Source organism: Nonomuraea gerenzanensis (assembly GCF_020215645.1).
Classification (GTDB): domain Bacteria; phylum Actinomycetota; class Actinomycetes; order Streptosporangiales; family Streptosporangiaceae; genus Nonomuraea; species Nonomuraea gerenzanensis.
The window spans coordinates 6,710,080-6,736,306 of the sequence record NZ_CP084058.1; the positions used below are offsets into that span (position 1 = coordinate 6,710,080).

Genomic DNA, 26,227 nt, shown 5'->3' on the forward strand with positions numbered 1-26,227 from the left:
CCGGCCGCACGTCCAGGCCGTCGCCCACACCGGCTCCCTGCGCTGGACGGGCGCCCCGCGCCGGCTCCCTGCGCTGGACGGGCGCCCCGCGCCGGCTCCCTGCGCTGGACGGGCGCCCCGCGCCGCCGGCGGCCGTTCACAGGGTGGTGGGCAGCACCGGCAGGCCGCGCACGCCCGGGTCGGCGCAGAAGAGCGCGCCCGCCTCCGGTTGCTCGGCCCGGTCCACGTCCAGCGCCGAGGTGGTGACGAACAGCCGGTCGAGCCCTTCCCCGCCGAACGCCACCGCCGTGACCTTGCGCACCGGCAGGTGCACGACCGCGTCGAGCCGCCCGCCCGCGTCGTAGCGGTGCACGGCCCCGCCCTGCCACATCGCCACCCACACCCCGCCCTCGGCGTCCACGGCCAGCCCGTCGGGCGCGCCCCGCTCCGGCTCCACCACCGCGAACGGCCGCCGCCCGCTCAGCCCCGCCTCCGGGTCGTAGTCGAGCACGTCCACCCGGCCCGTCGAGGTGTCGGCGTAGTACGCCAGCCGCCCGTCCGGGCTGAAGCCGAACCCGTTGGAGATCGTCACCCCGGGCAGCACCACGCGCAGCGCGTCTCCCGGCCCCGCCACGTAGAACGAGCCACGCCCCGGGGCGGCGTCGTAGGCCATGCTGCCGATGTAGAAGCGGCCGTCGGGGTCGCAGCCGCCCTCGTTCATGCGGATCGCTGGATCGCGCCACGCCTCGCCGAGCGAGCGCAGCGGGGCGTCCAGCTCGTCGGAGTCGGCCAGCAGCAGCTCCCGCTCGGCCGCGACGACGTATCCGCCGGACACGCGTGGCCGCACGACGGCGGCCACCGCGCCGACGTGCCGCCGGCGCACCTCGCCGTCGGGGGCGAGCGCCAGCACATCGCCCGCCAGCATGTCCACCCACCGCAGCCCGCCCCAGCGGGCCGACCACACGGGTCCCTCGCCGTGCTGGGCGACGGGGCCGGTGGCGGGGTACGCGGCGATGGTCATGCCGCTCCCCCGGACGCCGGTCGAGCGCTGCGAGCAGTGAACGCGATCACGGACGCCACCTAACCGCGCGGCGCCTCCGCCCGACAAGTCCGTTACACGAACGTTACGGCGAGTGCACCGCAACAGCGTTATCCGCAGCCCTTTTGACCTGCACTTTCACCCTTCGGGCCGCGCTTGGGGCGGCGATGGGAGATTTCTTCCGGGTTATTGACGAAATTTGAGCGCCTTGGGCAGACTCTCCGCATCGCTGCACGGCGGCGGCCTCTCGCACCCCGCGGAGGCGAGTCCGGCATGCGCGGATGTGGAAGGGACACACGTGATGACTGGTTCCGACAACGGGTCGAGCGTCGGCCGACGATCCTTGCTCACCGGCGTGGCGGGCCTGCTGGGAGCGGCGGCCCTGCCCGCCACCGCCACCCCTGCCCAGGCGGCGACGGCCGCGCAGGCTTCCGGGGGGCGTTACCCGGCGAACTGGCCCGAGCTGGAGCCCTACGGCCTGGCCGACACCCGGCCGGAGTTGTGGCCGCGCGCGGACAACTCCTTCGTGCTGCCGCTGGAGTTGCGCCCCCGGGACCGGGAGCTGGGCCGGGTGTGGATGCGCGACACGTACGTCAACTGCTTCCGCGTCGGCGGCCGGCCGCTCTACGTCGCCACCGGCACCACCCGCGTGCCCGGCCTCGCCGCGGCGGGCCCCTGGAACGACGGCATCTTCGTGTGGACGGCGCGGTCGCTGCGCGGCCCGTGGCGGCTGGCGGACACCACCCGCATCCGGCCCGGCGCCGAGAAGGGCAAGGTGTGGTCGCCCGAGTTCGTGGAGGAGAACCGGCCGGGGCGGACGGTCGTGGCGCCGTGGCAGGAGTACTGGACGGACGAGGGCCAGTTCGGCAAGCGGGGCAACGCCTGGGCGCCGGAGGTGCACTACTTCCACGGCAAGTGGTACATCGTGGCGTGCATGGGCGACCATTCGCAGAAGGTCGGCTCGTTCATGCTGGTGAGCGACGGCGGGGTGGAGGGCCCGTACCGGGTCGTGGAGGGCAACCTCGACAAGCCGTTCGGCGACTCCTTCATCGGCGGGCCCAACTGGATCAAGCCGGGCGCCTACCACCACATCGACGGCAGCCTCTACACCGAGGGCGACGACGCGTGGCTGGTGCTGCACAACAACCTGTACGCCAGGTTCAGGGACGACATGGAGGACATCGTCCCCACCACGGACCTGCCGAAGTTCCAGCAGACGGCCTACACGCCCGAGCCGTACCTGGAAGGCGCGTACGTCTTCAAGCACGGCGGCAAGTACTACCTGCTGCACGCCGCGTGGAACCGGTCGTCGACCGGCGCCGACGGCGGCACCCGCCACGCCTACGACCCGGCCGGCGCCGGGCGGGTGCAGTACCAGTACGACGCCGTCGTGGCCGTGTCGGACACGTTCGAGGGCCCGTACTCCAAGCGCTGGACCGCGGGCGTCGGCGCGGGGCACAACAACTTCTTCGTCGACCACAGCGGCCACGTCTGGGCGACGTTCTTCCGCAACCCCGCCTTCGGCTACTGGGCCGACCCGTCGCGCGTCGCCGACGCCGCCGTGGCCGGGGTGGTGCGGATGGAGTGGACGGGCCCCGAGGGTGACCGCCTGTACGTGCAGCGCCCGAACCGGGGGCACGCGCAATAGCCCGCCGCCGCCCTCATCCGACGAGTTCGGGCTTCCCCTCCCGGTCGCGCGCCGCGACGGCCCGCGGCCGGGAGGGCTGCACCTGAGCGGCGACCAGGGCTCCCAGCACCACCACCGCGCCGAACGCCTGCGCCACCGTGAGCTGCTGCCCGAGCACGATCCAGCCCAGCAAGGTGGCCACGACGGGGCTGAGCAGCCCGAGGAACGTGACCTTGGTCGCCGACAGCACCCGCAGCCCCCTGAACCACAGGGCGTAGGCGAGCGCCGCCCCGATCAGCGAGAGGTAGGCGTACCCGGCGACGTTCGCCCCGCTCAAGGTGGCGGGCGGCGCCCCCTCGACGGCGAGCGCGACGGGCACCAGCAGCACCCCGCCGGCGACGAGCTGCCAGCCGGTGGTGGCCAGCAGCGGCGCGGGCGACTGCCACCGCTTGCTCAGCACCACTCCGACGGCCATCACCCCGGCCCCGCCGAGCGCGGCGACCACCCCGAGCGCGTCCAGCCGCGCGTCGGCACGCAGCACGAGCAGGCTGACCCCGGCCACCCCCGCAGCGGCGGCCACCACGGTGCGCACCGTGAGCCGCTCGCCGAGCAGCCCGGCGGACAACAACGCGACCAGCAGCGGCTGGATGGCGCCGACGGTCGCCGCCACCCCTCCCGGCAGCCGGTACGCCCCCACGAACAACAACGCGAAGAACACCCCGATGTTCAGCGCCCCCAGCACCAGCGCCCGCCACCACCAGATCCCCTGTGGCAGGCGGCGGGTGATGGCCACGAGGAGCAGACCGGCGGGCAGCGCCCGGATCACCGCCGCGAGGAGCGGGCGGCCGGGCGGGAGCAGCTCGGTGGTGACGAGGTAGGTGGTGCCCCAGATGGCGGGGGTCAGCGCGGTCATGAGGACGAGGCCCCGTTGATTTCTTAGCACTAAGACAAATTATCTCAACGTTAAGCTATCTGTCGCGTGATTTACCTCACCGCTAAGACATCGGTAGCCTGGTCCGGTGGCCGATCATGTCGAACTCGTCCTGAAGCAGTGGCACGCCCAGCGTCCTGACCTGGACGTCTCCCCGATGGGGGTGATCGGGCGGCTGTCACGGCTGCATCGGCTGATCGACGCGGAGCTGCGCCGGACGTTCGCGGCGCACGAGCTGGACTCGGCCTCCTTCGACGTCCTGGCCACGCTGCGCCGCAGCGACCCGCCGCACCGGCTGACCCCGGCCGAGCTGATGCGGGCCTCCATGATCACCTCGGGTGCGGTCACGCAGCGGCTCGATCGGCTGGAGGCGCGCGGGCTGGTGTCCCGGACGCCCAGCGCGTCGGATGGGCGGGTGGTGCATGTGACGCTGACCGAGGAGGGGTTCGCGTTGATCGAGCGGGCGCTGCCGGATCACGTCGCTACGGAGCACCGGGTGCTGGCCGCGCTCCCGGCCGACCGCCGCGACGCCCTCGCCGCCACGCTGCGCGACCTGCTGGAATCCCTGGGGGACACGACTGAGGCACCGTAGGCGGGCGGGCGACGGACCTGCTGCGACGCGCGGGCGGCCTCGGCCGAGGTCAGCGACGGCGCGGGCGGCGGCCCGTGTTCTGGACGCGGCGCCCGCCGGATCCCGAGCGGCGCTCCCCGCCGGCGCGCACCCGCTCCCCCGCACCGCCTTCACCCCAGTGCGCGGGCCGGGCGAGCGCCCCGGGCAGCCGGGTGGCCGAGTCGCCCTTGGCGGCGTTGACCTGCGCCTGGGTCAGGAAGATGCACCCCGTGAGATCGGCCCCCGCCAGGTCCGCACCCCGCAGATCAGCCCCGATGAGATCAGCCTGCCGCAGATCGGCCCCACGCAGATCAGCCCCGATCAGATAGGCCCCACGCAGATTCGCCCCGCGCAGCCCGGCCCCCTTCAACCGGGCCCCGATCAGGTCGGCCCCACGCCGTTCCTTCCCCTGCAACCCCGCGCGAGCCAGCTCACTGGCCCGCAGCAGCAGCCCGTTCACCGCACCCCGGTGCGCGCCCACGTCCAGCTTCTCCAGCACGTCGGCGCTCTGCCCGGTGAGCCGCTCGGTCTCGGCCAGCGCGAGCCGCAGCTCCTCGTGCACCGGCCGCGCCGCCTCCAGGGTCAGCGCCTCGGCCAGGTACCACAGCAGCTCGTGCAACTGCCGCATGACGGGGAACACCGCGTACATCTGCCGGGCCGTCGCCGGCTCCGCCCGCCAGCTCCGCCCCTCGTACGTGACCTGCGAGACCTTCTGCCCGGCCCCGAAACAGTCGAACACCGTGCACCCGGGGAACCCCCGCTCCCGCAGCCGCGCGTGGATCGAGCAGCGGAAGTCGTCACGCAGGTTGTGGCAGGGCTGCCCGCCGGCCTTGTCCACGGCGAAGTCGGCCGAGGCCGCGAACGGCAGCGCGACGCAGCACAGCCCGAAACAGCTCTCGCAGTCGGCCAGCAGGCCGAGCTCTCGCGGGTCCGTGACGTACTCCTGGTGCTCCGAGGGGAAAGGACGGCAGATCAAGGGTACTCAAGGATGCACGTACGGCGTCGTCGTCGTGAGCGCGGCGAAGCCCAGCCGCAGCAGGATGGGCCGGCTCTGGTCGGAGGCGTCCACCTGCAGGTACTCGTAGCCGCGCGCCACCGCCTCCCCGGCCCGGTAGGCGACCAGCGCCCGGTAGACGCCCCGCCCGCGCCACTGCGGCACCGTGCCGCCGCCCCACAGGCCCGCGAACCGGGTGCCGGGGTGCAGGTCCATGCGGGCGGCGCTGACGGGCACGTCGCCGGCCATGGCGACGGCCGCGACGACGGTGCCGGCGGCGAGCTGGGCGAGCAGGCGTTCCCTGATCCGTACGCGGGCGGCGCCGAAGGCCACCTCGTGCACGTCGGCCACCAGCTCCACGCCGTCCTGATCGGTCACCGGCACCAGCCGGATCCCGTCGGGGACGGGCGCGGCCGGGACGTCGGCGGCCCGCGCCACCATGAGCGTCTCCTCCGGTTCGGCCTCGAAACCGGCGGCCAGCAGGCGGCCGCCGAGGTCGGCGGGCCGGTCGTGGCCGTACACCTTCCACTCGAACGGGCGCCCGAGCGCGCCGAAGTGCCGCACCTGCGCGGCGATGGCGGCGTCGGCGTCGGCGCCGGAGCGCAGGCCGGACCAGAGGACGCCGTTCCAGCCGTCCTCCGGCCCCACCTGGCGCACCACGTCGCCGTCCCGCTCGACCTCGGTGCCCGGGCCGTCCGCGGCGGCCTCGCGCCGCAGCTCCCGGTCGAACACGGCCAGCACTTCCCTGTGATTCACCGGGACACCTCACCAGCCGCCCCGGTCGTACGGCAACCGAATTTCGTCCGCCGTCAGCTGCCGTAACGCCGCTGGCGGGCGGCGAAGCTGCGCAGCGCCCGCAGGAAGTCGATCTCGCGGAACGCCGGCCAGAACGCCTCGCAGAAGTACAGCTCGGAGTAGGCGGACTGCCAGAGCAGGAAGTTCGACATGCGCTGCTCGCCGCTGGTCCTGATGACGAGGTCGGGGTCGGGCTGGCCGGCCGTGTAGAGGTGGCGGGCCACGTCGTCCACGGTCAGGGTCGAGGCCAGCTCCACCATGGACTGGCCGGCTTCGGCCCGCTCGTACAGCAGCTCGCGCAGCGCCTCGATCACCTCCTGGCGCCCGCCGTACCCGATGGCCAGGGTGAGGTGGAAGCCGCTCTCGCAGGTGCGGGTGGCCTCGACGGCGCTCTTGAGCGCGCGGGCCGTCGTGTCGGGCAGGATGTCGAGCATCCCGGCCACGTGCACCCGCCAGCGGGCGTCGGGGCGGTCGAAGTGGTCGGCGACCATCTGCTCGATCACCTTCAGCAGGAAGGCCACCTCCTCGTCGTTGCGGCGCTGGAGGTTCTCGGTGGAGCACAGGAAAACGGTCAGGTGCTGGATGCCGAGGCCCTCGCACCAGGTCAGCACGTGTTCGATGTGGTCGGCGCCGTACTTGTGGCCCATGCTCGGGTTGGCCATGCCCATCTGCTTGGCCCAGCGCCGGTTGCCGTCCATGATCAGGCCGACGTGGCGCGGCAGGGGACCTGCCATGACCTGCCGGCGCAGGCGCCGGGCGTAGAGGGAGTGAAGGAGGTCAGTCGTCTGCACCCTCCAAGGATGGCGCGGACGGTGCTCCGGAATCTGATCTTTCCCGATTTCTGACGGATGAGCTGCCCGCCCGCCTCTGACGGCCGTACGCGGGCGCGGGGCTGCTGAAGCATGGTGGACGACGCCGGGCTGTCCATCGCGGCGGCGTTCGGCGACGCAAGCTCAACCCGACCCCACGGCATGGACACAAAAGGGTCCGTATTCGACAAAGCGGATTTTGGACGAATTCTCGGGATATATTCGAATATCGGGGACAAAACGCTTGCCGATGTCCTCCGACCTCCGGAGAGGAGGTGATCTCTGAGCCTGTGGAACGTACCGAACGTCCAGCACTTCCGCCCAAGGGAGAGATCACCACATGCCTGGCAACAAGGGAGTCGTGTACGAAGGCCCGGGCAAGGTCGAGGTCCACGAGGCCGACTACCCCGGTTTCGAGCTCAGGGACGGCCCCGGGGTGAACCCCGCCAACGTCGGACGCAAGCTGCCGCACGCCGCGATACTCAAGACCGTCGCGACCAACATCTGCGGCAGCGACCAGCACATGGTCCGCGGCAGGACCACGGCGCCCCAGGGGCTCGTGCTCGGCCACGAGATCACCGGCGAGGTCGTCGAGACCGGCCCCGACGTGGAGTTCGTCAAGACCGGCGACCTGGTGTCCGTGCCGTTCAACATCGCCTGCGGCCGGTGCCGCAACTGCAAGGAGGGCAAGACCGGCATCTGCCAGAACGTCAACCCGGACCGGCCCGGCTCGGCGTACGGGTACGTGGACATGGGCGGCTGGGTCGGCGGGCAGGCCGAGTACGTCCTGGTGCCGTACGCCGACTGGAACCTGCTGAAGTTCCCCGACAAGGACCGGGCGATGGCCAAGATCCTCGACCTGGCCATGCTCGCGGACATCTTCCCCACCGGCTTCCACGGCTGCGTGACCGCGGGCGTCGGGCCCGGCTCCACCGTCTACATCGCCGGCGCCGGCCCGGTGGGGCTGGCCGCGGCGGCCTCGGCGCACCTGCTGGGCGCCGCCGTCGTCATCGTCGCCGACCTCAACAAGGAGCGCCTGGACCAGGCCCGCAGCTTCGGCTGCGAGACGGTCAACGTGGCCCTCGGCGACCCGAAGGACCAGATCGAGCAGCTCCTCGGCGAGCCGGAGGTGGACTGCGCCGTGGACGCGGTCGGCTTCGAGGCCCGCGGGCACGGCCGCGAGGCGGAGGTGGAGCGTCCCGCCACCGTGTTGAACTCGCTCATGGACGTCACCAGGGCGGGCGGCGCGATCGGCATCCCCGGCCTGTACGTGACCGGCGACCCGGGCGCCGCCGACGAGGCCGCCCAGCAGGGCTCGCTGTCGATCCGCATCGGTCTGGGCTGGGCCAAGTCGCACAGCTTCGCCACCGGCCAGTGCCCGGTCATGCGCTACAACCGGCAGCTCATGCAGGCGATCCTGCACGACCGGGTGCAGATCGCCAAGGCCGTGAACGCCACGCCGATCCCGCTGGACGAGGCGCCGCGCGGCTACCGGGAGTTCGACGAGGGCGCGGCCCGCAAGTACGTGCTCGACCCGCACGGCATGCTGCCGCGAGCGTCCTGACCCGCGGCACAGGGCTCGGCCGGGCGGCGCGGCGCGGGGCGCGGTCTTCATCGGGGCGAGCCGCCGCCGGGAGGTGACATGCCGATCCTTTCCCGCCCCGGTTCGGTGCGGGCCCGCTGCACGCTCATCGCGGCGCTGTTCGCGATGAGCGTGCTGGTGGTGCTCGGCGCGACCGTGGACCTCGCGATCCGCTGGCGGGTCCAGTCCGACGCCTACAGCCAGGCCGAACGGGTGGCCAGCCAGTGGAGCCCGGTCGCCCGCGACGGTTACGTGCCGCAGCCGATCCCGGCCAACGAGCCCGTCGATCTCATCCAGGTCGTGGACGCCCGCCATCGGGTGGTCAAATCGAGCCGGGCGGCCTCGGCGACCGAGCCGCTCAGCATGCTGCGCCCGCCGCCGGACGCGCGCTTCCAGCCGCGTACCGAGTGCATGCGGGGGCGGTGCATCCTGCTGCAGGCCATCCGCCTGTCCCCGGCGCCGGACGCGGCGGTCGTCTACGCCGGCATCCCCGAGCCTGACCTGCTGGCCACGCACGACCTGGAGTACGCCGTCGTGGCCGGGACCGCCCTGTTCACCGGCCTCGCGGCGTGGACCGCGTGGGTGCTGGTGGGGCGCGCGCTGGGGCCCGTCGAGGCGATCAGGTCGAGGATCTCGCAGATCACGGTGAGCGACCTGAGCATGCGGGTCCCGGTGCCACGGGGCAACGACGAGATCACCCGGCTGGCCACCACCGCCAACCACACGCTCAGCCAGCTGGAGGGCGCGGTGGAGCAGCTGCGCCAGTTCGCCTCCACGACCAGCCACGAGCTGCGCACCCCGATCGCCGGGCTGCGCACCCAGCTGGAGGAGGCGCTGCTCTACCCCGAGGACGTCGATCCCCAGCAGGCGCTGCGCAGCGCGCTGGCCACGGCCGGCCGGCTGGAGGCGATCGTCAACGACCTGCTGCTGCTCGCCCGCCTCCGGGCCGCCGACCCGTCGCCTCCTGAGCGGATCGATCTGGGCGAGCTGGTCGCCGCCGAGGTGCGGGCGCAGGGAGGCTCCGTACCGGCCCGCGTGCACGCTCCCAGGGGGCTGGAGATCCGCGGCTCGCGCATGCAGCTGATCCGCGTGCTCGACAATCTCCTGACGAACGCGCAGCGGCACGCCGAGTCCCTCGTCGAGGTCAGCGTGGAGCCTGCCGACGACGGGGTGGCGGTCACCGTGGCCGATGACGGGCCGGGCATCCCGCCCGCGCACCGGGAACGGGTCTTCGAACGCTTCGTCCGCCTCGACGAGGGCCGCCGCCGCGACCCCGGAGGCAGCGGCCTGGGCCTGGCCATCTCCCGCGACATCGCGCACTCCCACCACGGGACGCTGACGGCCGAGGACTCCCCGCGCGGGGCCAGGTTCGTCCTGTGGCTGCCGCTCGTCAGCGGCGGCCCCACGCACCGGCCCGCCACCGGGCTGTAATGGGTTGGATGCGTGCGGCCGGGGCCAGCTAGGATGCCCGATCATGGCCTCGCGTATCTCCGAACTGATCATCCCCTGCCAGGACGCGCAGCGGCTCGCCGCGTTCTGGTGCGAGGTGCTGGACTTCGTCGTGCTCGACACCGAGGACGACGGCTCGGTGGAGATCGGGCCACGCGAAGGGTTCGGCGGGCTGCAGCCGACGTTGATCTTCAGCCCCACCACCGAGCCCAAGACGGGCCCGCTGCGGCTGCACTTCGACGTCAACGCCACCGACCGCGATCAGGACGCCGAGCTCGAACGCCTCCTCCAGCTCGGGGCGCGCCCGGCGGACGTCGGCCAGACCGGCGAGGAGTCCTGGCACGTCCTGCAGGACCCGGAAGGCAACGAGTTCTGCCTGCTGCGGACCCGCCTGAGCTGAGCACCGGCCATCGACCCCACGTGAGGACTTCGCGCGCATGACGCCGCCCGCTCTGTAGACCTGACACCCGCATCGGGAGCCGACGACGCCGTCGGCTCTGTTCCCTGTGCTCTTCGTCAAGTCCGCAGAGAGATCAAAGTCTATGGAGAACGTGTTGTCCTGGGTGGTGCGGCGCACCCGCCTGCCCCTGCTCACCCTTCCGTGCGTGGACTGCCCCTCCGGGCACGCCACCGTCGGCGACGGCAGGTTCCGCGTCACCGACAACGGCAAGCTGCTCGCCGTCCGGCTGGTGATCAGCTGCGTCGGCTGCGGCAGGCCGGGCAAGCTCGCCGTCCACGAACGAGTCCCGATCCGGTCCCTGCCCGCCGGGAGGCTGGCCGGTTACTCGGCCGGCGTGCCCGCCCTCGTCGCGGACACCCTCTTCGATCCGCTGTTCGCGCGGCGTCATCGGTTCGCGCTGGATTGGGAGGGGTGCTGGGAGTTGCGCGCGCCCGCCGTGCCCGGGGACTCGTGGCCCCTGCGGGTCACGGTCACCTTCGAGGATCCGGTGCCGGTCCGTCCTGAGCAGCTCATCGCTCAGGCGCTGGGCATGAGCCGCGGCGAGATCGCGCACCGGGTCAGGAGCGATGCGCCGCTGAACCGCAGGACGAGGTCCGGCTTCTCCTTCGTCCTGACCGAACCGGTGCCGTAGGCCCAGGCACCGGTCGTCTCAGGGTGCCCGCCGCTCGGGGCGCCCGGAGCGCCGTTCGCCGGGGCGGGACACGGTCGCGCCGTGTCCCGCCCCGGCCTGTGAACGCGAGACGATCATGGTGACTTTCCCGGCATACCCCCATGAGCTGCGCATTCTGCAGGACGGTGACCCCCGCAGGGGTAGCGCCCAGCACGCGGAGTGGGCGTAGGCTGGCGGATATCCGGACACACGCCCGTCCCCCCTGGGCTCCGATGGAGGTCCGCTACTGTGCCGTCGCTGACGTTCAGTTCCCAGTACCTGCCCGGCGTGACCGTCATCGCGATGGCCGGGAGGGTGGACATCACCACCGCCCACCTCCTGGACGACTACCTCGCCCGCACCCGCCGCCACCCCGGCGACCACATCGTGCTCGACCTGAGCGAGGTGTCCTACCTCGGCGACTCGGCGCTGCACGTCCTGCTGCACGCCCACGCCTTCGCCCGCCACCACGGCGCCGGCCTGCATCTCGCGGCGCTGCAGCGCGGCCCGGCGCACCTGTTGCACGGCACCGAGGCGGGAGGCATGCTCAATGTGCACCCCACTCTGGAGCAGGCCATCCGTACCGCGTTGCAAGCGGCGCAGCCGATCCCTGTCAGCGGCGCGAGCTAGCGCGGGCTCCCCCGGGGCACGACGCCGCACGCCGGAGCCTCTTGCACTGAGTGCAAATGCGGCCTGCGCGCCAAGGCCCTAATGTCTAGGGGTGACCTCCACGTCCTCCGGCACCCGGACCACTGCCGCCGCGGACAAGACCGAACGCCGGCGCCGGCTGCGCCAGGCCGCCCTGACCCTGTTCGAGGAGCACGGGTTCGCCGCCGTGTCGATCGACGACATCGCGGCGGCGGCCGGCGTGTCCCGCCGTACCTTCTTCAACCACTTCGACACCAAGGCGGGCGCCCTGTTCGACCCGGCTCCCGGTGAAGCGGCCCAGGTGGCGGAGCTGCTCGCCCAGGAGCCTGGCACCGACCCGTGGATGGCCCTGACCAGGGCGCTCAAGGCGTTCCTGACCGCGGAGCTGCGGACGGTGTCCGCGCGGCGGCGCATTCTGGCAGGCCAGCCCGAGCTGAGCCGCTTCCTCCTGCCGGCCAACCTGCACTTCGAGGAGTCCATCCTCGGCTGGCTCGGCGATCGGGGGGTCGCCGGGCTGCGGGCCAGGGCGATGAGCAGCATGGCGCTGGTCTGTGTCCGCGAGAGCTTCATGGCGTGGGATCCCGAGAGCGGCGCGGCGTCGCTGTTCGAGCTCCTCGACGAGATGTTCGCGCTGGCCGCAGCCGGCACGACCGCCATCCGGACGGCACCGGCGACGCACCCGGACAGCGCCACCGGCGGCGCCACCGCCAGGGCCGCCGGCAGCGACAGGGCCACCGACGAACCTGATGATGCCGCCCCCGGGAGGGGCGTGGTGAAGGCGGGTCAGACCCGGAGCCGGATCCTGCTGACCGCCGAGCGCCTGTTCGCCGAGCACGGCGTGTTCGCGGTCTCCAACCGCCAGGTCAGCGAGGCCGCCGGCCAGGGCAACAACGCCGCGGTCGGCTACCACTTCGGCACCAAGGCCGACCTCCTGCACGCGATCGTCGAGCACCACACCACGCAACTGGAGCAGATCCGCGCCCGGCTCCTGCGGGCCAACGGCGACAGCCCTGAGCTGCGCGACTGGGTGGCCTGCGTCGTGCTGCCGTTCACCGAGCATCTGAGCGACCTGGGCTCCCCGAGCTGGTACGCCAGGCTCGCCGCGCAGATCATGACCGAGCCGCAGCTGCGCGAGCTGGCGGCCACGGGCCTGCACGACGCACCTCACTTCTACGCGGTCGTCGCCGGCCTGCACCGCTGCCTGCCGGCACTCCCGCCCGAGCTGCGCAGGCGCCGCGACGACATGGCCCGCACGCTGCTCGTGCACACCTGCGCCGCCCGCGAGCACACCCTGCCTGACGACGCGGACGCGGCCAGGGCGGCCTGGTCGGCCACGGCCGCCGAGCTGATCGACGCCGTCGAAGGGCTGTACCTGGCCCCGGCGACCAGCCACAAAGCAATCATTTGACTTAATTTTCCACATTCGGTTAGCTGTTCTCAGACGGGGCGATCATCGTCCGCCGCTGCAGCACGACGCCCCGTCCGATCGGCCGTGCGCCGATGACTTGCCGCGCCGTCTCCCCAGGCGCGGCGACGACTCAGCGGCTCCCTGATCGGAAGGGACCCCATGGACCACTCCTCGCCGCGCCCCGCACCTCTCACGGTCGCGGAGCTGGGCTTCGACCCGGACGCGCTGCGCGCCAGGTACCGCCACGAACGCGACCGCCGCCTGCGGCCCGACGGCAACGCCCAGTACCAGGGCACCCGGGGCGAGTTCGGCTACTACGCCGCCGACCCGTACACCGAGCGGGTCGAGCGCGAGCCGGTCCGCGACCGGGTCGAGGCGCTGGTGGTGGGCGGGGGCTTCGGCGGGCTGCTCACCGGCGCCAAGCTCCGCGACGCGGGCGTGGCGGACGTCCGCATGCTGGACGAGGCCGGCGACTTCGGCGGCACCTGGTACTGGAACCGGTACCCGGGCATCCACTGCGACATCGAGGCGTCGGTCTACCTGCCGCTGCTCGAAGAGGTCGGCTACGTGCCCACCATGCGGTACGCGTCCGGCGAGGAGATCCGCCGGCACGCCGTCGCGATCGCCGAGCACTACGACCTGTACCGCGACACGCTGTTCCACACCCGCGTCACGGAGCTGCGCTGGGACGACGACGCGGACGAGTGGCAGGTGCGCACCGACCGGGGCGACGACTTCCGGGCCCGCTACGTGGTGATGTCCGCCGGCACGCTGGCCCAGCCGAAGCTGCCCGGCATCCCCGGCATCGAGACGTTCAAGGGGCACACGTTTCACACCAGCCGCTGGGACTACGGCTACACCGGCGGCGACCAGACCGGCGGCCTGCACAAGCTCGCCGACAAGCGCGTCGCGATCGTCGGCACCGGCGCCACCGGCATCCAGGCCATCCCGCACCTCGGGCGCGACTCCCAGCACCTGTACGTCTTCCAGCGCACCCCCTCCTCGGTGGACGTGCGCGACAACCGACCCACTGACCCGGCCTGGGCCGCCTCGCTCAAGCCCGGCTGGCAGCGCGAGCGCATGGACAACTTCCTCACCGTCGTCACCGGCGGCCACGCCGAGCAGGACCTGATCGACGACGGCTGGACCAGCACCGCCCGGCTGCAGCGCAACCTGATGGCCGGCACCGTCGACACCACCCTCTCCCCCGGCGAACGCGCGTACTTCGACGAGCTCGCCGACTTCCAGAAGATGAACGAGATCCGCGCCCGCGTGGACGAGATCGTCACCGACCCGGCCACCGCGGAGCTGCTCAAGCCCTGGTACCGGTACATGTGCAAGCGGCCCACGTTCAGCGATCACTACCTGCAGACCTACAACCGGCCCAACGTCACCCTGGTTGACACCGCCGACCACGGCGGCATCACCGCGATGACCGAGTCGGCGGTCGTGGTCGGGGAGCAGGAGTACGAGGTCGACTGCGTCATCTTCGCCACCGGCTTCGAGGTCGGCGTCTCCGGCATCGTCGCCGGTGTCCTGCCCGTACACGGCCGGGGCGGCACGCCGCTGCTGGGCACCTGGATGCAGGGGCCGCGCACGCTGCACGGCTTCTACAGCCACGGCTTCCCGAACCTGTTCCACCTGGGCCCGCTGCAGAACGCCACCGCGGTGAACTTCGTGCACATCCTGCTGGAGCAGGCCACCCACATCGGCGCCGTCGTCGCCGAGGCCCGCCGACGTGGCGTCGCCGCGATCGAGCCGGCCAAGGACGCCGAGGAGGCGTGGATCGGCACCATCCGGGAGCTGGCGCCCGACAACAGCCGGTTCCAGGCCGAGTGCACGCCCGGCTACTACAACAACGAGGGCAAGCCCCGGCCGGTCGGTTTCACGTACGGGCCCGGTCCGATCGCCTTCCATGAGCTGCTGCGGCGCTGGCGTGCCGAGGGTGGCATGGATGAGGTGCTGGCGGGCGAGCGATGAGCGGGCAGCCTTCGAGCGGGCAGCCGGTGAGCCGCCGTAAGGTCGAGCGGCTGGTCCGGGCCGCCCCGCTGGGGGGCTCGAACGGCATCGCCTTCGGGCCCGACGGACGCCTGTACGTGGCGCAGTACCTCGCCGGCCAGATCAGCGCCGTGGACCTGGCCACCGGCGACGTCGAGGTGGTCGTACCGCCGGACGGCCCGCTGCGATCCCCCGACGACCTCGCCTTCGACACCGCCGGCGCGATGTACGTGACCGACCTGATCCCCGGCCGGGTGTGGCGACGCGACCCCGCCGGAACCTTCACGCTGGTCACCGACCGGATCACCGCGCCGAACGGGATCGCCTGCGTCGGCACACGGGTGTTCGCCAACGAGATGATCCCCGGTGGCCGCCTGCTGGAGCTCTCCCCCGCCGGTGACGAGCCCAGGGTGCTCGCGGCGGGCCTGGCCATGGGCAACGCCATGCAGCTCGGCCCGGACGGGCGGCTCTACTACCCGCACATGCTCACCGGGGAGGTGTTCCGCGTCCCGCTCGACGGCGGCGAGCCCGAGCTGGTGGCCGCCGACGTCCCGGCCCCGGTCGCCGTGCGGTTCGACCGCGAGGGCGTCCTGCTGGTCCTGTCGCTCGGCCAGACCGGGACGGTCACGCGCCTCGACCTCACCGGCACCGGTGACCGCTCCGCCGTCGTCAGCGACCTCAACGCCCTGGACAACGCCGCCTTCGACGCCGACAACCGCATGTACGTCTCCAGCTACGCCCACGGCGGCATCGCCGAGCTGGCACCCGACGGGCGTACCCGGCAGATCGTCCCCCGCGGCCTCGGCGGGCCCTTCGGGGTGACCATCGACCTCGGCGGCGGCATCCACCTGGCCGACCACTACCGCCTCGCGCAACCCGGCAACGGCCCGGATGAGGACGTCACCACCACCGACCTGCTGACCTTCGTGCACGGCGTCGCCGCCGACGGCGACCTCCTGCACGCCACCTCCCAGTACGGCCAGGTCCGCACCTACGACCGCCGCTCCGGCACGGTGCGCACCCGGGCCGACGGCCTGAACCGGCCGCTGGGCGTGGCCGTGCGCGCCGACGGCACCCTGGTGGTCGCCGAGTCCGGCGCCGGGCGCGTCCTCACGATCGACCACGACGACCAGATCAGCGTGCTGGCCGGGGGCCTCGGCCGCCCGGTCGGCGTGGCCGTCGGCGCCGACCAGCGCTGCTACGTCAGCGACGAGCAGCTCGGCGCGGTGCACCGGATCGAGGACGGCGGGCCCGCGCTGCTGGCCGGCGGGCTCGGCACCCCGCAGGGCATCACCGTCCACGACGGCACCCTGTACATCGTCGAGCCCTCCCACCGCAGACTGCTCGCCATCGACCTCGCCACCGGAGACGTCAGGACCGAGGCCGACTCCCTCGCAGTGGCACCCGCGACCGGCCTGACCGACCCGGACCACGACCCGTCCCTCCCAGAGCCGACCCCGTCCCACCCGGACACCGGCCCCTCCCACCCACGAACCGGCCCCTCCCGCCCAGAACGCAGCCTCTTCGTCATCCCCGGCCTCCCCGGAATCCCCCGTCCGTTCGCCGGCATCGCGGCCACGCCGAACGGCGCCCTGGTCATCGCCGCGAACGGCGACGGCAGCGTCCTGCACCTCCCAGCACCCGCACCACGACCTCCACCCTCACCGCCAGATCCTCAAGGCGCTCAGCGGACTCCTCCTCGCCCGCTCCGGCAGCCTCCGCGAAGAACGTTTCACGTGACCACTGCACGGCTTCCCCTCCGCGCACCCGTTTCCCCTGATCGGAGATCCCACCCTCGAAACCCGCGAACGAGCCCCATACCCCGGGAGAGCGCTTCCTCATATCCTTGCCCCATGGAGCTAGCGGAGATCCGCACCTACCCCGTCAAGTCCACCAAGGCCGTCCCCCGCCCCTCCGCCCAGGTCCTCCCCTGGGGCCTGGAAGGCGACCGCCGCTGGGCCGTGGTGGACCCGCGAGGAGAGCTGATCTGGGTGGGCGAGCACCCCCGGCTCCTGTCCGTCTCGGCGGCCGAGACCGCCGACGGCCACCTCCTCCTGTCCGCGGACGGCATGGACGACCTCAAGGTCCCTCCGCCCACCGGCGACACGCTGCCCGTGAGCTTCGCCAACTTCACCCGAGGCGTCCTCGCCCACCCCGACGCCCACGACTGGTTCACCCGCCTGCTCGGCAAGCCGGCCCGCCTCGTCCGGCAGGAGGACCCGCGGCCCGCGACTCCCGGCGGCCCGCCCGAGGAGACCGTCCCCTTCGCCTGGGACGCCGCCCTCCACCTGGTCTCCCGCAGTTCTCTGAGCCGCCTCAACGACTGGATCACCGAAGGCGCCGCGGAACGGCAGGAGCACCCGCCCGAGCCCCTCGACATCACCCGCTTCCGCCCCAACGCCATCATCGACGGCGCCCCGCCCTTCGTGGAGGACACCTGGACGTCGGTCCGCATCGGCGAGATCGACTTCCGCGTCTCGGAGCTGTGCGACCGCTGCGCCGCCACCACCTGGGACCCGGCCACGCTCGACCGCGGCAAGGAACCCCTGCGAACCCTGGCCAAGCACCGCCGCTGGGACGGCAACACCTGGTTCGGCATCCGCCTGGTGCCGAAGAACCTCGGTGAGCTGAGAGTCGGCGACGAGGTCCGTCCAGGCTGACCGGCCGGACGCCTCAGGACGCCGCGGCGGCCCTGATCTGCTCGGCCAGCGGCGACAACGACGACAGCGGCACCTCGCGATGCGTCCACGCCTGCCTGAGATCCTCGGTGGTGTAACGAGGCAGCAGGTGCAGGTGGAAGTGGAACACGGTCTGCCAGGCCGTGGGGCCGGTGGCGTGCCAGATGTTCATCCCGCCCGGTTCCAGCGCGCGCCGCAGCAGGTCGGCGGCGTGCACGGCGCCGCGCATGAGCAGGCCCGCCCGGTCGGGGCCGATGTCGGTCAGGTCGCGGCAGTGCTCGCGGGGGACGACCAGGGTGTGGCCGCGGGTCGCCTGCGAGATGTCCAGGAAGGCGACCACGTGGTCGTCGGTGTAGACGATCTCCGCGGGGATCTCTCCGGCTACGATGCCGCAGAACGTACAGGTCCGTGTCATGGCGCCGCTCCTTCACATGATCGCATCCGAGCGTAGCGGGGCCGGATCACCTGCGGGCGGGGGCACTGCACGACAGCCTGAAGGTCACGTGGTGCGCATCAGGCAGGAGACTCCCCGCGGGTTGAAGGCCTGCAGCGGCACGGACTTCGTCGTCCGCTTGAGCTTCCCGCCCACGTAGTATTTCTCCACGACCTTGTACCACTGCCGCGTTCCCGCCGGATAAGCCTTGTAGATCTGGTTGTTGGACGAGAACACGCGAGAGGTGCAGGCGGCTCGCACCTCTACCGTGCGGGCCGAGCTCATGTTCAGTTCGGCCGACACGAATGACCTGGAGACGCCCAGAGCGACGCCGATCGTGCGCGTCACGCTGAAGGAGCGTGAGATCGTGCAGGTGCCGCCCTTGTCCGCCTGGCAGGAGGTCAGGAGGCGGGTGCCATCGTAGACATTCGTCATCAGCTTCCCGATTTTCTCGATCGAATAGACCTTTCTGGGAGCCTCGGGAAGGGTCGGCTCATCGGCGTAGGCGGGTGCCGTCGACAATCCCAGCGCGATTGCCGCGAAAGCACCGGCCATCATGGTTCGAGCCACCATTGATCCTCCCATTCAGGGGTTTCTGATTCGGCTGGGTCGCCAGCGTACTGACGTCCGGTATGGCGAAGGTATGTCGGTTTGCTGGACAGAATCCCGGGGCGGTGATGCGGCATCGTTATCAACGAGCCTCGGTGTCACGTCCTACGTTGGATGGGGAACCCGGGGTGCCCCCCTCGCCTCGCCGAGCCGGCCACTCCACCCTCACCTCCCGGAAGGGACGCGATGACGAGCAAGAAGATGCCCTCGGGCGCCGGGCTCGGCTCCGGGATCAGCCTCGGCTTGGTCTTCGGTGTCGTCTTCGGGCTCGCCCTGGACAACCTCGCCCTCGGCATCTCGCTGGGCGTCGCACTGGGAGTGGCCTTCGGCTCCGCCTTCAGCGTGCGGAAGAAGGACGACGGCGAGAACGGTCGATGACGATCAAGCCTTGTGGAAAGCGAGTCAGGCATGAGCGAAACTCGCAAGACCGAGCCGGAGATCCCGGCCTGGGTGACCGCCGGCATCACCAAAGCCGAGAAGGCCGGTAGGCCCGCGTCCTTCTATCCCGCCGCCTGCGCCTACGCGTACATCACGCTGCACGCCGACGCGTTCGGCGCGGAGAGGACAGTGGCGCGCACCGGCGCGGAGAGCTGGCTGCGCGCCAAGCTCGGGCTCGGCTCCCAGAAGTATCGCTCGCCCGTCCTGCACGCGGTGCTCCAGGAGCTGGCCGACGCCTACCTGCGCGAGCACGGCATCGACCTTCCGGACGGGACGAAGTCCAAGGCCATGCGGTGGTTCCCCAAGGCAGTGAAGGACTGAGGAGCCACCGATCCGCGCCGATGTCGGCCGTCATCGCACCATGTCCGGCCTTTCGAGCCTGGACGCGGTCGGGCGTGCTGCGCAAGGAGAGCTGACTTCTCTCCTGATTTATTGGCTGGAGGGGCTCGTCGAGCCGCTTGTACAGTGACCTCCAGCCGAGGGGGGGAGGGATCATGCGCGTGCCCTATCCGCGTACCCCTCACCTGCCCTGGTCGCCCGGCGCGACCTCCGACGACGTCCGCGTGGGCGACCTGTCGGGGTTGCGCGGGCGCGAGGTCGTGGTCACCGAGAAGCTCGACGGGGAGAACACCACCCTGTACACGGACGGCCTGCACGCCCGGTCGCTCGATTCCGGCCACCATCCGTCCCGGGCCTGGGTCAAGGGGCTGCAGGGGCGGATCGGCGGGCGGATCCCGGCGGGGTGGCGGGTGTGCGGGGAGAACATGTACGCCCGTCACTCCATCGCCTACCAGGGGCTGGAGAGCTGGTTCTACGGGTTCTCGGTGTGGGACGGGGATCGCTGCCTCGACTGGGATCGGACCGTCGCCTTCCTGCGGGAGCTGGGCATTCCGGTGCCGCCTGTGTTGTGGCGTGGTGTGTTCGACGAGCTTGCGCTGCGGAGGCTGCGGCTGGATGCGGAGCGGCAGGAGGGGTACGTGGTGCGGGCCGCCGAGGGGTTCGGGCGGGAGGAGTTCGCGGGGCGGGTGGCCAAGTGGGTGCGGCGGGAGCATGTGCGCACGGGGACGCACTGGATGCATGCGGCTGTGGTGCCCAACGGGGTTGGGGCGGGGGCGGCGCTGTGGTCGGTGCGGGCGGGCGCGGACCCGGATGTGGGCGCCCTGCTGACCGCACTCAACCTGACCGTACTCGACCGCACCCCGCCCGACCGCACCCCGCCCGACCGCACCCCGCCCGGCGCCGCCCTGCGTGAGGCAGGCCCGGCCGCCGCAGGCTCCGGCGTGGCCGCCTCAACGCGGGCCGTGCCGGTGGGCGTGGTGGGCGAGATGGCGGCCGAGGTGGCGGCCGAGCCGTTGGCCGAGCCGTTGGCTGAGGCGGTGGCCGAGCCGGTGGCCGAGGCGGTGGCTGAGGTGGCGGCGCGGCTGGACACCATGGGGCGGTGGGGGGACGCGCGGCTGGCCGGGGTGCTGGCCACCGTGCTGCACGCCCACCCCCGCCCCTGGGTGGCGGCGCGGCTGGCCGGCCCGTTGGGCATGCCGCTGGCACGGCGGATCGCGGACCTGGTCGGCTTGCACGGCGGGCTGCGCAGGCCCTACCCGGACGAGGAGCGGCGGACCGGGCTGCGGCGGATGGCGCTGGCCGCCGACCTGGGGGTGCTGCACGCCGTGGCCGCGTCCGTCCCGGCGGCGGAGCCCGGCGGAGCGGACGCGCGGGAGCAGGTCGAGTGGTCGGCGCTGCATGCCGACGAGGCCGGGCTGCTCTCGCCGCGACCGCTGGCGCCGCTGCGGGGCGGGCTGCGCGAGGCGCTGGCCGGGCTCGATGGGGAGGCGGCCGACCGGTGCTGGGCGGAGGCCCGCGACGCCTGGGCCGGCGGCAGGCTCACCACGGTCGAGGAGGCCGTGGCGGCGACGTGGCGCTGGCGATCGGGCGGCTTCCCCCGGCTGGTGCACCTGGTGGGGCCGTCGGGCAGCGGGAAGAGCACGTTCGCGGCGGAGCTGCCGGGGATCGACGCGTACGTGTCGCTGGACGACCTGCGCGACGCCCGCGGCTCGCGGGCGGACCAGCGGGCGAACCGCGAGGTGCTCGGCGACGCGCTGAACCGGCTCGACGCGGCCCTGGCCGCCGGCGGCACCGTCGTGTGGGACGCCACCTCGCTCAACCAGCACCAGCGCGGCCTGGTCCACGCCGTGGCGCGCCGCCGCGACGCGCTGACGACGCACGCGGTCGTGCTGGTGGAGGAGGACGATCTGCACCGGCGCAACGCCCGCCGCGCCCATCCGGTGCCCGCGCAGGTGCTGGCCACGCAGTCGCGCCGGTTCGTCCCGCCGTATCCCGGCCAGGCCCATCGCACGTGGTACGTCGGGGCGCGCGGAACCGTCGACGACGTGGACGGCGCCCTGTACGGGCAGGAGACATGATGCGTACCAGCGAGGAGATCTACCACCGGATCCGCTGGGACCCGAGGTTCGACCCGTCCCGGTTCGTGCTGGGGATCGCCCGGCGCGAGGCCGCACCCAAGCGGGTCGCGCTGCCCGCGTTCACGCCGGCAGGGGAAATCCCCTGGCATCGGGTGCTGTTCGTCGAGGCGGACGGCGAGCTGGTGTGGGACCGGGCCACGGGGCTCGACCGCGTGGACACCTGCGAGGCCGGCCGGGCGCGGGTCGTACGCCTGCTGCGCCCGCCGTTCTTCACCGCCTCGACCCCGCACGCCTGGGATCCGGCGGGCGGCTGGCGTCCCGCCACCGGGCACGCGCCCGCCACGCGCACGTCCGTGCGCGTCCTGACCTGGAACACGTTGTGGGACCGCTACGACAGCGACCGCATCGACACCGCCCGCCGCCGTCCCCTGCTGCTCGCGGCCCTGGAGGAGGCCGACGCGGACGTGATCGCGCTGCAGGAGGTCGAGCCGGCGCTGCTGTCGATGCTGCTGGCCGCCCCCTGGGCGCGCGACGGCTACACGCTCGGCACCGACCCGTACGGACCGGACGTGGACGACGGCGGCCTGCTGCTGCTCACCCGCCTGCCGGTGCGCGAGGCGGGCCGGCACGAGCTGGGCCCGCACAAGTCGGTGGCCGCCGTCGTGGTGGACACCGCCACCGGCCCCCTCGTGGTCGCCGTCACCCACCTGAGCAGCGACCACTCCACCGACGGCGCGGCCAGGCGGCGGGGCGAGCTGACCGCGATCGCCGAGGGGCTGGCCGGCGTGGACGGCGACGTGGTCGTGGCGGGCGACTTCAACGACGGCACGGACACCCCGGCGGCGGCGCTCGGCCTGCGGGACGCCTGGGCGGAGGCGTACGGGAGTGATGGGACGCCCACGTTCGACCCGGTCGTCAACCCGCTCGCGGCACTGTCGTCGCGGTCCGGGCAGCCCGCGCGCCTGGACCGGATCCTGCTGCGCGGCCGGCCCCAGGTGGTCTCGGCTGGGCTGCGCGGCGACACGCCCGGCCCGGGCGGGCTGTACATCTCCGATCACTACGCGGTGGAGGCGGTGCTCGACCTCACCGGTGACGTCCGTGACCGCGGGGTGCTGGACGTGCCGCCGACGGCGCGGACGGCGGTGGCGTGGATCCCGCCGGTCGAGCTGTGGCCGGCGATCCAGGACGTGCGCCGGGCGCACGATCCGCAGGTCCGGCGGTGGCCGCCGCACGTCAACCTGCTGTTCGGGTTCGTGCCCGAGTCGGAGTTCGAGGCGGCGGCGCCGTTGCTGTCCGCCGCGGCGGCCGAGGTGGGGGCGTTCGCGGCCAGGCTGGAGGGGGTGCGGGTGTTCCGGCATCGTGATCAGGTGACCGCCTGGCTCGATCCGGCCGCCGGTGATCCGGCTCCGTGGGGGCGCCTGCACGAGGCGTTGCGGCGGCGGTTTCCCCGGTGCGAGGGGCGGCCTGAGGGTTTCACGCCGCATCTGACGCTCGGCCGCACCGAGGAGCCGATCCGGCTGGCGGGGATGTCGGCGCAGGTGGGAGAGCTGGTGGTGCTGTCCCGCCGGGGGGATGAGCCCATGCGGGTGCGGGCGCGGGTGACGTTGGGGACGGGCGAGCTGCGCTGGTCGCCCGACCCGGTGATCGGCGAGGATCTGCCGGATGCGACGGCTGCGGCACTCCTGACGGGCGCGCAGGACGCGGCGGGCCTGACCGGCGGGACCGGAGCGGACCTCGTGCGCCCGGCGAGCGGAGCCGAGCCGGGCCAGGCGGATCCGACGGCGGGACCGGCCGATCCGGTGGCGGGCCGGGTGGCTCCGGTGGCGCGCCGGGTGGCTCCGGTGGCGGGTGTCGTGCGGCGGTTGGCGGAGGCGCTGGAGCCCGGGGTGGTGCACGTCGCCGGGTCCCGGCGGATGGGGTGCGAGCTGCCGGACGCCGACCTGGACCTGGTGGCGGTGCTGCCCGGGGAGCCGGACCGGGCCGAGGTGGAGGCGCGGGTCCGGGCGGCGCTGCCCGGGGTGTCCCGGTTGCGGCGGGTGGTGGGGGCCCGGGTGCCGGGGCTGCGGTTGCGTACGGGCGGCCTGGACGTGGACCTGACCGTGGTGCCGTCCGGTGCGCTGCCACCGCGGCAGGCCGTGGCCAGGCGCGCCGAGCTGGGCGAGGCGGCGGCCACCGCGCTGAGCGCGATCAGCGACGCGGACGCCGTGCGCGCCGCAGTCGGCGGGCGGCACGCGTCCTTCGCGCGCCTGGCCCGGCAGGTGAAGGCGTGGGCACGGGCCCGCGGGCTGGACTCCGCCCCGTTCGGCGGTCTCCCCGGGCTGGCCTGGACGGTCATGGCCGCACGCACGGTCGGCGACGGCGGCGACGACGACCTGGGCCGCTTCTTCGGCACGTGGGCCGCCTGGAACTGGCGGGATCCGGTAACCCTGGGCCCCGGTGCCACCCATGAGGACTCGGAGCCCGCCGTGGTCCTGACGCCCAGCTTCCCCGTCCGCAACTGCGCCCGACAGCTCACCCCCGGCGCCCTGGAGCTGCTCACCCACGAGCTGTACCGGGCCTGGGAACTCACGGAGAGCGGCCGCTCAGCCGAGCTGGCCACCCCGCCACCCCTGCACCGCCGTCACGTGGCCTGGGCGGTGGTGACCGTGCGTTCCGGAGAGCTGGACGCGCTGCTCGGCCGCGTCAGAGGACGGATGCTGGAGCTGATCACCGCCCTGGAGGAGGCCGGGATGCCGGACGCGCACGCCTGGCCCCGCCCGTTCGAGAGCACCCCCACGCAGGCCAGGTACGCGATCGGCCTGGGCCGCACCCCACCGACGGCCGCCCGGCTCGGCGAGCTGGCCGGCCGGTGGGCCAGGGACCTGCCCGGCGTCACGGTCGAATGGGCCGACGGCGGCGCCGTCCCCACCATGAGCTGAGCGTCCGGGCGCTGAGCGTCCGGGCGCTGAGCGTCGCTCAGCGGTCGCACATCGCGGTGATGAAGGCGTCGATCAGGTGCTGCCGGTTCTCGGGAACGCCCGTGACGTAGACCGTGGCCGCGCGCCCGCCCCGGTTCCGGCCGCTGATGACCGCGGCGCCCGGCATGTCGCCGGCGGCGAAGTAGGCCTCGCCGCACTTGGTGCCCATCCGGACCACGCCGTGACCGTAGCGGGCGCCCGCGGGCCAGCCTTCCTGCTCCACCGGCACCGACCCGGCCATCAGCCTGCTCAGCGGCGCCTCGCGCCAGAACCGGTTGAGGTCGGCGGGCGTGGAGACCAGGCCGCCGCTCGGCCCGAACGCGTAGGTGGGAAGCTGGTCGGTCAGGTCCACCTCGCCGTCCTGCGGACGGCCCGGGTGGACGCCGTAGGTGTGGGCGTGCGGGCCGCGGATGCCGTTGTCGCCCTTGGCCGGCCAGTACGTGTCCCGCATCCCGTACGGCTCCAGGATCAGCTCCTTGCTCGCCCGGCGGAAGTCCTTGCCGGTCACCGCGGTCACGATCATGCCGAGGACCAGGTAGTTGGTGTTGGCGTAGGCGAACGAACCACGCGCGGTGGACTTGCGGGCCAGCGCGACCCGCAGGAAGTCGGGGAAGGGCTGCTTCCACTCGATCGCGTCGAGGAACTCGGGCAGGCCGCTGGTCTGCCGCAACAGCATGCGCACGGTGATCTTCCTGCCGTCGATCGCGGCGCCGTCGCCGGTGCCGCGCAGCACTCCGGGCAGGTAACGGTCCACCTTGGCGTCCAGGTCGATCTTCCGCTGGTCGGCCAGCCGCAGCACGGTGGCGGCGATGATCGGCTTGCTCCCGCTGGCGATCCTGAACCGCCCCTCGGCGCCGATCATCGGCTTGCCGGTGCCCCGCTCCGCGGTGCCGGAGCGCCGGGTCACGCTCGTCCCGCCCGGGCCTGTCACGTGGCTCAGCGCACCCGCCATGCCGTCCTGCCCGGTGAGCACGTCCAACGGGGACTGGGCGGGGGTGAGGGCCAGGAGGCCGGCTACAGCGGAGGCGAGCAGTTTCATCATGCGTCCAACCTCACAGGATGATCATGCAGGGGCAGTCACGCCTGCACGCCAGGCCGGAGTGGGGCCAGCACTACCCCGGCCGGCCGGTGGCGGGCCTGGGGCGGTCGAGCAGCAGGTCGCCGGCGTGGGCGAGGACCTGGGCGCGAGTGCGCCCCTCGTGGTCGGCGGCCAGGAAGTGCGCGCCGATCGCCGCGCAGAAGGCCAGCACGCTGCGGGCCTCGACCTCGTCGGGGTCGGTGCAGAAGGTGCCGATCATCTCGCGCAGCAGGGCCATGCGCCGGTTGTCGACCCGCCGCAGCCGCCCGGCGACCGCCTCGTCGCGCCGGGCCCAGCCGCGGACGGCGAGGTCGATGGGCAGCAGCCGGTCGCTGGAGAAGGTGAGCATGCCCGCCCGCTGGATCTTGGACTTCGGATCGCCGCCCTCGCGTTCGACGCGCTCGATCACCTCGTCGATGCTCTCCCGCTCCCAGGCGTCCAGCATCGCGGTCAGCAGGGCGTCGCGGTCGGCGAAGTACCCGTAGAAGCCGCCTTTCGTGACGCCGAGCCGCTTGGCCAGCGCCTCGACGCGCACGGCGTCCGGGCCGCCGGCGGCCAGGGCCTGCAGCCCCGCCTCGATCCACTTCTCGCGCGGGGTGCGGATCGCGCCCGCCATGTGTCCCACCTCACCCTGTCCGC

Annotated in this window: 23 protein-coding genes; 14 read left to right on the forward strand and 9 right to left on the reverse strand. The window is 72.8% G+C overall.

Annotation, left to right across the window (positions count from 1 at the left end; genetic code table 11):
* Nucleotides 1-136 precede the first annotated feature (136 nt).
* Nucleotides 137-1,000 carry an SMP-30/gluconolactonase/LRE family protein gene (locus LCN96_RS31370; RefSeq protein WP_225266030.1) on the reverse strand — a complete coding sequence of 288 codons (864 nt, stop codon included), beginning with the start codon at nt 998-1,000 and terminating at the stop codon, nt 137-139.
* 319 nt (nt 1,001-1,319) lie between these two features.
* Here LCN96_RS31370 and LCN96_RS31375 point away from each other — a divergent pair, with 319 nt between their 5' ends.
* Complete coding sequence (locus tag LCN96_RS31375; protein ID WP_225266031.1) at nt 1,320-2,666, forward strand: family 43 glycosylhydrolase; 1,347 nt, start codon at nt 1,320-1,322, stop codon at nt 2,664-2,666.
* 13 nt (nt 2,667-2,679) lie between these two features.
* Here LCN96_RS31375 and LCN96_RS31380 read toward each other — a convergent pair whose 3' ends face one another.
* Nucleotides 2,680-3,558, reverse strand: a complete 879-nt coding sequence (locus tag LCN96_RS31380) for an EamA family transporter (RefSeq protein ID WP_225266032.1) — start codon at nt 3,556-3,558, stop codon at nt 2,680-2,682.
* A 106-nt stretch (nt 3,559-3,664) separates the two neighbouring features.
* Between LCN96_RS31380 and LCN96_RS31385 the strand changes: the two genes are divergently transcribed.
* Complete coding sequence (locus LCN96_RS31385) at nt 3,665-4,168, forward strand: MarR family winged helix-turn-helix transcriptional regulator (RefSeq protein WP_225266033.1); 504 nt, start codon at nt 3,665-3,667, stop codon at nt 4,166-4,168.
* 49 nt (nt 4,169-4,217) lie between these two features.
* Here LCN96_RS31385 and LCN96_RS31390 read toward each other — a convergent pair whose 3' ends face one another.
* Genes LCN96_RS31390 through uppS form a run of 3 tightly spaced genes read right to left on the reverse strand, consistent with a single transcriptional unit; the run spans nt 4,218 to nt 6,766 of the window.
* On the reverse strand, nt 4,218-5,159 hold the full coding sequence (locus LCN96_RS31390; protein ID WP_225276095.1) for a pentapeptide repeat-containing protein: 942 nt from the start codon (nt 5,157-5,159) through the stop codon (nt 4,218-4,220).
* 9 nt (nt 5,160-5,168) lie between these two features.
* Complete coding sequence (locus LCN96_RS31395) at nt 5,169-5,936, reverse strand: GNAT family N-acetyltransferase (RefSeq protein WP_225266034.1); 768 nt, start codon at nt 5,934-5,936, stop codon at nt 5,169-5,171.
* Between the two features lie 53 nt (nt 5,937-5,989).
* Nucleotides 5,990-6,766 carry a polyprenyl diphosphate synthase gene (gene uppS / locus LCN96_RS31400; protein WP_318528319.1) on the reverse strand — a complete coding sequence of 259 codons (777 nt, stop codon included), beginning with the start codon at nt 6,764-6,766 and terminating at the stop codon, nt 5,990-5,992.
* Nucleotides 6,767-7,124: 358 nt separating this feature from the next.
* Between uppS and fdhA the strand changes: the two genes are divergently transcribed.
* From fdhA to LCN96_RS31445, 8 genes are all read left to right on the forward strand, one after another.
* A complete protein-coding gene (gene fdhA / locus LCN96_RS31405) occupies nt 7,125-8,348 on the forward strand; it encodes a formaldehyde dehydrogenase, glutathione-independent (protein WP_225266035.1) in 1,224 nt (407 codons plus the stop codon).
* Nucleotides 8,349-8,426: 78 nt separating this feature from the next.
* Nucleotides 8,427-9,797, forward strand: a complete 1,371-nt coding sequence (locus LCN96_RS31410) for a sensor histidine kinase (RefSeq protein ID WP_225266036.1) — start codon at nt 8,427-8,429, stop codon at nt 9,795-9,797.
* Nucleotides 9,798-9,840: 43 nt separating this feature from the next.
* Complete coding sequence (locus LCN96_RS31415; protein WP_225266037.1) at nt 9,841-10,215, forward strand: VOC family protein; 375 nt, start codon at nt 9,841-9,843, stop codon at nt 10,213-10,215.
* A gap of 142 nt (nt 10,216-10,357) precedes the next feature.
* Entirely contained in the window at nt 10,358-10,906 is a 549-nt protein-coding gene (locus LCN96_RS31420; RefSeq protein ID WP_311131961.1) for a DUF1062 domain-containing protein, read from the forward strand.
* Nucleotides 10,907-11,173: 267 nt separating this feature from the next.
* On the forward strand, nt 11,174-11,554 hold the full coding sequence (locus tag LCN96_RS31425) for an STAS domain-containing protein (protein ID WP_225266038.1): 381 nt from the start codon (nt 11,174-11,176) through the stop codon (nt 11,552-11,554).
* Between the two features lie 91 nt (nt 11,555-11,645).
* The gene (locus LCN96_RS57180) at nt 11,646-12,980 is read left to right on the forward strand and encodes a TetR/AcrR family transcriptional regulator (RefSeq protein ID WP_311131962.1); all 1,335 of its coding nucleotides are present in this window, start codon (nt 11,646-11,648) and stop codon (nt 12,978-12,980) included.
* Nucleotides 12,981-13,139: 159 nt separating this feature from the next.
* Complete coding sequence (locus LCN96_RS31440; protein WP_225266039.1) at nt 13,140-14,960, forward strand: flavin-containing monooxygenase; 1,821 nt, start codon at nt 13,140-13,142, stop codon at nt 14,958-14,960.
* Nucleotides 14,957-17,638 (forward strand): MOSC domain-containing protein, encoded by a 2,682-nt coding sequence (locus tag LCN96_RS31445; RefSeq protein WP_225266040.1) that lies wholly within the window; start codon nt 14,957-14,959, stop codon nt 17,636-17,638. Before LCN96_RS31440 ends, LCN96_RS31445 begins: the two co-directional genes overlap by 4 nt.
* Before the next feature lie 13 nt (nt 17,639-17,651).
* On the opposite strand, the gene LCN96_RS31450 is transcribed toward LCN96_RS31445, so the two are convergent.
* Together LCN96_RS31450 and LCN96_RS31455 are read right to left on the reverse strand one after the other, a co-directional pair.
* Nucleotides 17,652-18,071, reverse strand: coding sequence for an HIT family protein (locus tag LCN96_RS31450; protein ID WP_225266041.1), 420 nt, complete (start codon nt 18,069-18,071; stop codon nt 17,652-17,654).
* 84 nt (nt 18,072-18,155) lie between these two features.
* A complete protein-coding gene (locus LCN96_RS31455) occupies nt 18,156-18,662 on the reverse strand; it encodes a hypothetical protein (RefSeq protein WP_225266042.1) in 507 nt (168 codons plus the stop codon).
* A 222-nt stretch (nt 18,663-18,884) separates the two neighbouring features.
* Here LCN96_RS31455 and LCN96_RS31460 point away from each other — a divergent pair, with 222 nt between their 5' ends.
* From LCN96_RS31460 to LCN96_RS31480, 4 genes are all read left to right on the forward strand, one after another.
* Nucleotides 18,885-19,076, forward strand: coding sequence for a hypothetical protein (locus LCN96_RS31460; RefSeq protein ID WP_225266043.1), 192 nt, complete (start codon nt 18,885-18,887; stop codon nt 19,074-19,076).
* Between the two features lie 30 nt (nt 19,077-19,106).
* Complete coding sequence (locus LCN96_RS31465) at nt 19,107-19,457, forward strand: hypothetical protein (RefSeq protein WP_225266044.1); 351 nt, start codon at nt 19,107-19,109, stop codon at nt 19,455-19,457.
* Nucleotides 19,458-19,630: 173 nt separating this feature from the next.
* The gene (locus tag LCN96_RS56775; RefSeq protein WP_263657343.1) at nt 19,631-21,553 is read left to right on the forward strand and encodes an RNA ligase family protein; all 1,923 of its coding nucleotides are present in this window, start codon (nt 19,631-19,633) and stop codon (nt 21,551-21,553) included.
* Nucleotides 21,550-24,471: an RNA repair domain-containing protein gene (locus LCN96_RS31480; protein ID WP_225266045.1), complete on the forward strand. Its 2,922-nt coding sequence runs from the start codon at nt 21,550-21,552 to the stop codon at nt 24,469-24,471. Before LCN96_RS56775 ends, LCN96_RS31480 begins: the two co-directional genes overlap by 4 nt.
* A 37-nt stretch (nt 24,472-24,508) precedes the next feature.
* Here LCN96_RS31480 and LCN96_RS31485 read toward each other — a convergent pair whose 3' ends face one another.
* Together LCN96_RS31485 and LCN96_RS31490 are read right to left on the reverse strand one after the other, a co-directional pair.
* Nucleotides 24,509-25,552: a serine hydrolase domain-containing protein gene (locus tag LCN96_RS31485; protein WP_225266046.1), complete on the reverse strand. Its 1,044-nt coding sequence runs from the start codon at nt 25,550-25,552 to the stop codon at nt 24,509-24,511.
* Between the two features lie 70 nt (nt 25,553-25,622).
* On the reverse strand, nt 25,623-26,204 hold the full coding sequence (locus LCN96_RS31490) for a TetR/AcrR family transcriptional regulator (protein ID WP_225266047.1): 582 nt from the start codon (nt 26,202-26,204) through the stop codon (nt 25,623-25,625).
* Nucleotides 26,205-26,227 lie beyond the last annotated feature (23 nt).

Excerpts from the sequence above, each read along its gene's own strand:
- LCN96_RS31370 (WP_225266030.1), bottom strand. The coding sequence starts at position 1,000 with ATGACCATCGCCGCGTACCCCGCCACCGGCCCCGTCGCCCAGCACGGC.
- LCN96_RS31450 (WP_225266041.1), bottom strand. The coding sequence starts at position 18,071 with ATGACACGGACCTGTACGTTCTGCGGCATCGTAGCCGGAGAGATCCCC.
- LCN96_RS31380 (WP_225266032.1), bottom strand. The coding sequence starts at position 3,558 with ATGACCGCGCTGACCCCCGCCATCTGGGGCACCACCTACCTCGTCACC.
- LCN96_RS31455 (WP_225266042.1), bottom strand. The coding sequence starts at position 18,662 with ATGGTGGCTCGAACCATGATGGCCGGTGCTTTCGCGGCAATCGCGCTG.
- LCN96_RS31415 (WP_225266037.1), top strand. The coding sequence starts at position 9,841 with ATGGCCTCGCGTATCTCCGAACTGATCATCCCCTGCCAGGACGCGCAG.
- LCN96_RS31440 (WP_225266039.1), top strand. The coding sequence starts at position 13,140 with ATGGACCACTCCTCGCCGCGCCCCGCACCTCTCACGGTCGCGGAGCTG.
- LCN96_RS31465 (WP_225266044.1), top strand. The coding sequence starts at position 19,107 with ATGAGCGAAACTCGCAAGACCGAGCCGGAGATCCCGGCCTGGGTGACC.
- LCN96_RS31375 (WP_225266031.1), top strand. The coding sequence starts at position 1,320 with ATGACTGGTTCCGACAACGGGTCGAGCGTCGGCCGACGATCCTTGCTC.
- LCN96_RS56775 (WP_263657343.1), top strand. The coding sequence starts at position 19,631 with ATGCGCGTGCCCTATCCGCGTACCCCTCACCTGCCCTGGTCGCCCGGC.
- LCN96_RS31480 (WP_225266045.1), top strand. The coding sequence starts at position 21,550 with ATGATGCGTACCAGCGAGGAGATCTACCACCGGATCCGCTGGGACCCG.
- LCN96_RS31490 (WP_225266047.1), bottom strand. The coding sequence starts at position 26,204 with ATGGCGGGCGCGATCCGCACCCCGCGCGAGAAGTGGATCGAGGCGGGG.
- LCN96_RS31460 (WP_225266043.1), top strand. The coding sequence starts at position 18,885 with ATGACGAGCAAGAAGATGCCCTCGGGCGCCGGGCTCGGCTCCGGGATC.
- LCN96_RS31485 (WP_225266046.1), bottom strand. The coding sequence starts at position 25,552 with ATGATGAAACTGCTCGCCTCCGCTGTAGCCGGCCTCCTGGCCCTCACC.
- LCN96_RS31420 (WP_311131961.1), top strand. The coding sequence starts at position 10,358 with ATGGAGAACGTGTTGTCCTGGGTGGTGCGGCGCACCCGCCTGCCCCTG.
- fdhA (WP_225266035.1), top strand. The coding sequence starts at position 7,125 with ATGCCTGGCAACAAGGGAGTCGTGTACGAAGGCCCGGGCAAGGTCGAG.
- LCN96_RS31445 (WP_225266040.1), top strand. The coding sequence starts at position 14,957 with ATGAGCGGGCAGCCTTCGAGCGGGCAGCCGGTGAGCCGCCGTAAGGTC.
- LCN96_RS31410 (WP_225266036.1), top strand. The coding sequence starts at position 8,427 with ATGCCGATCCTTTCCCGCCCCGGTTCGGTGCGGGCCCGCTGCACGCTC.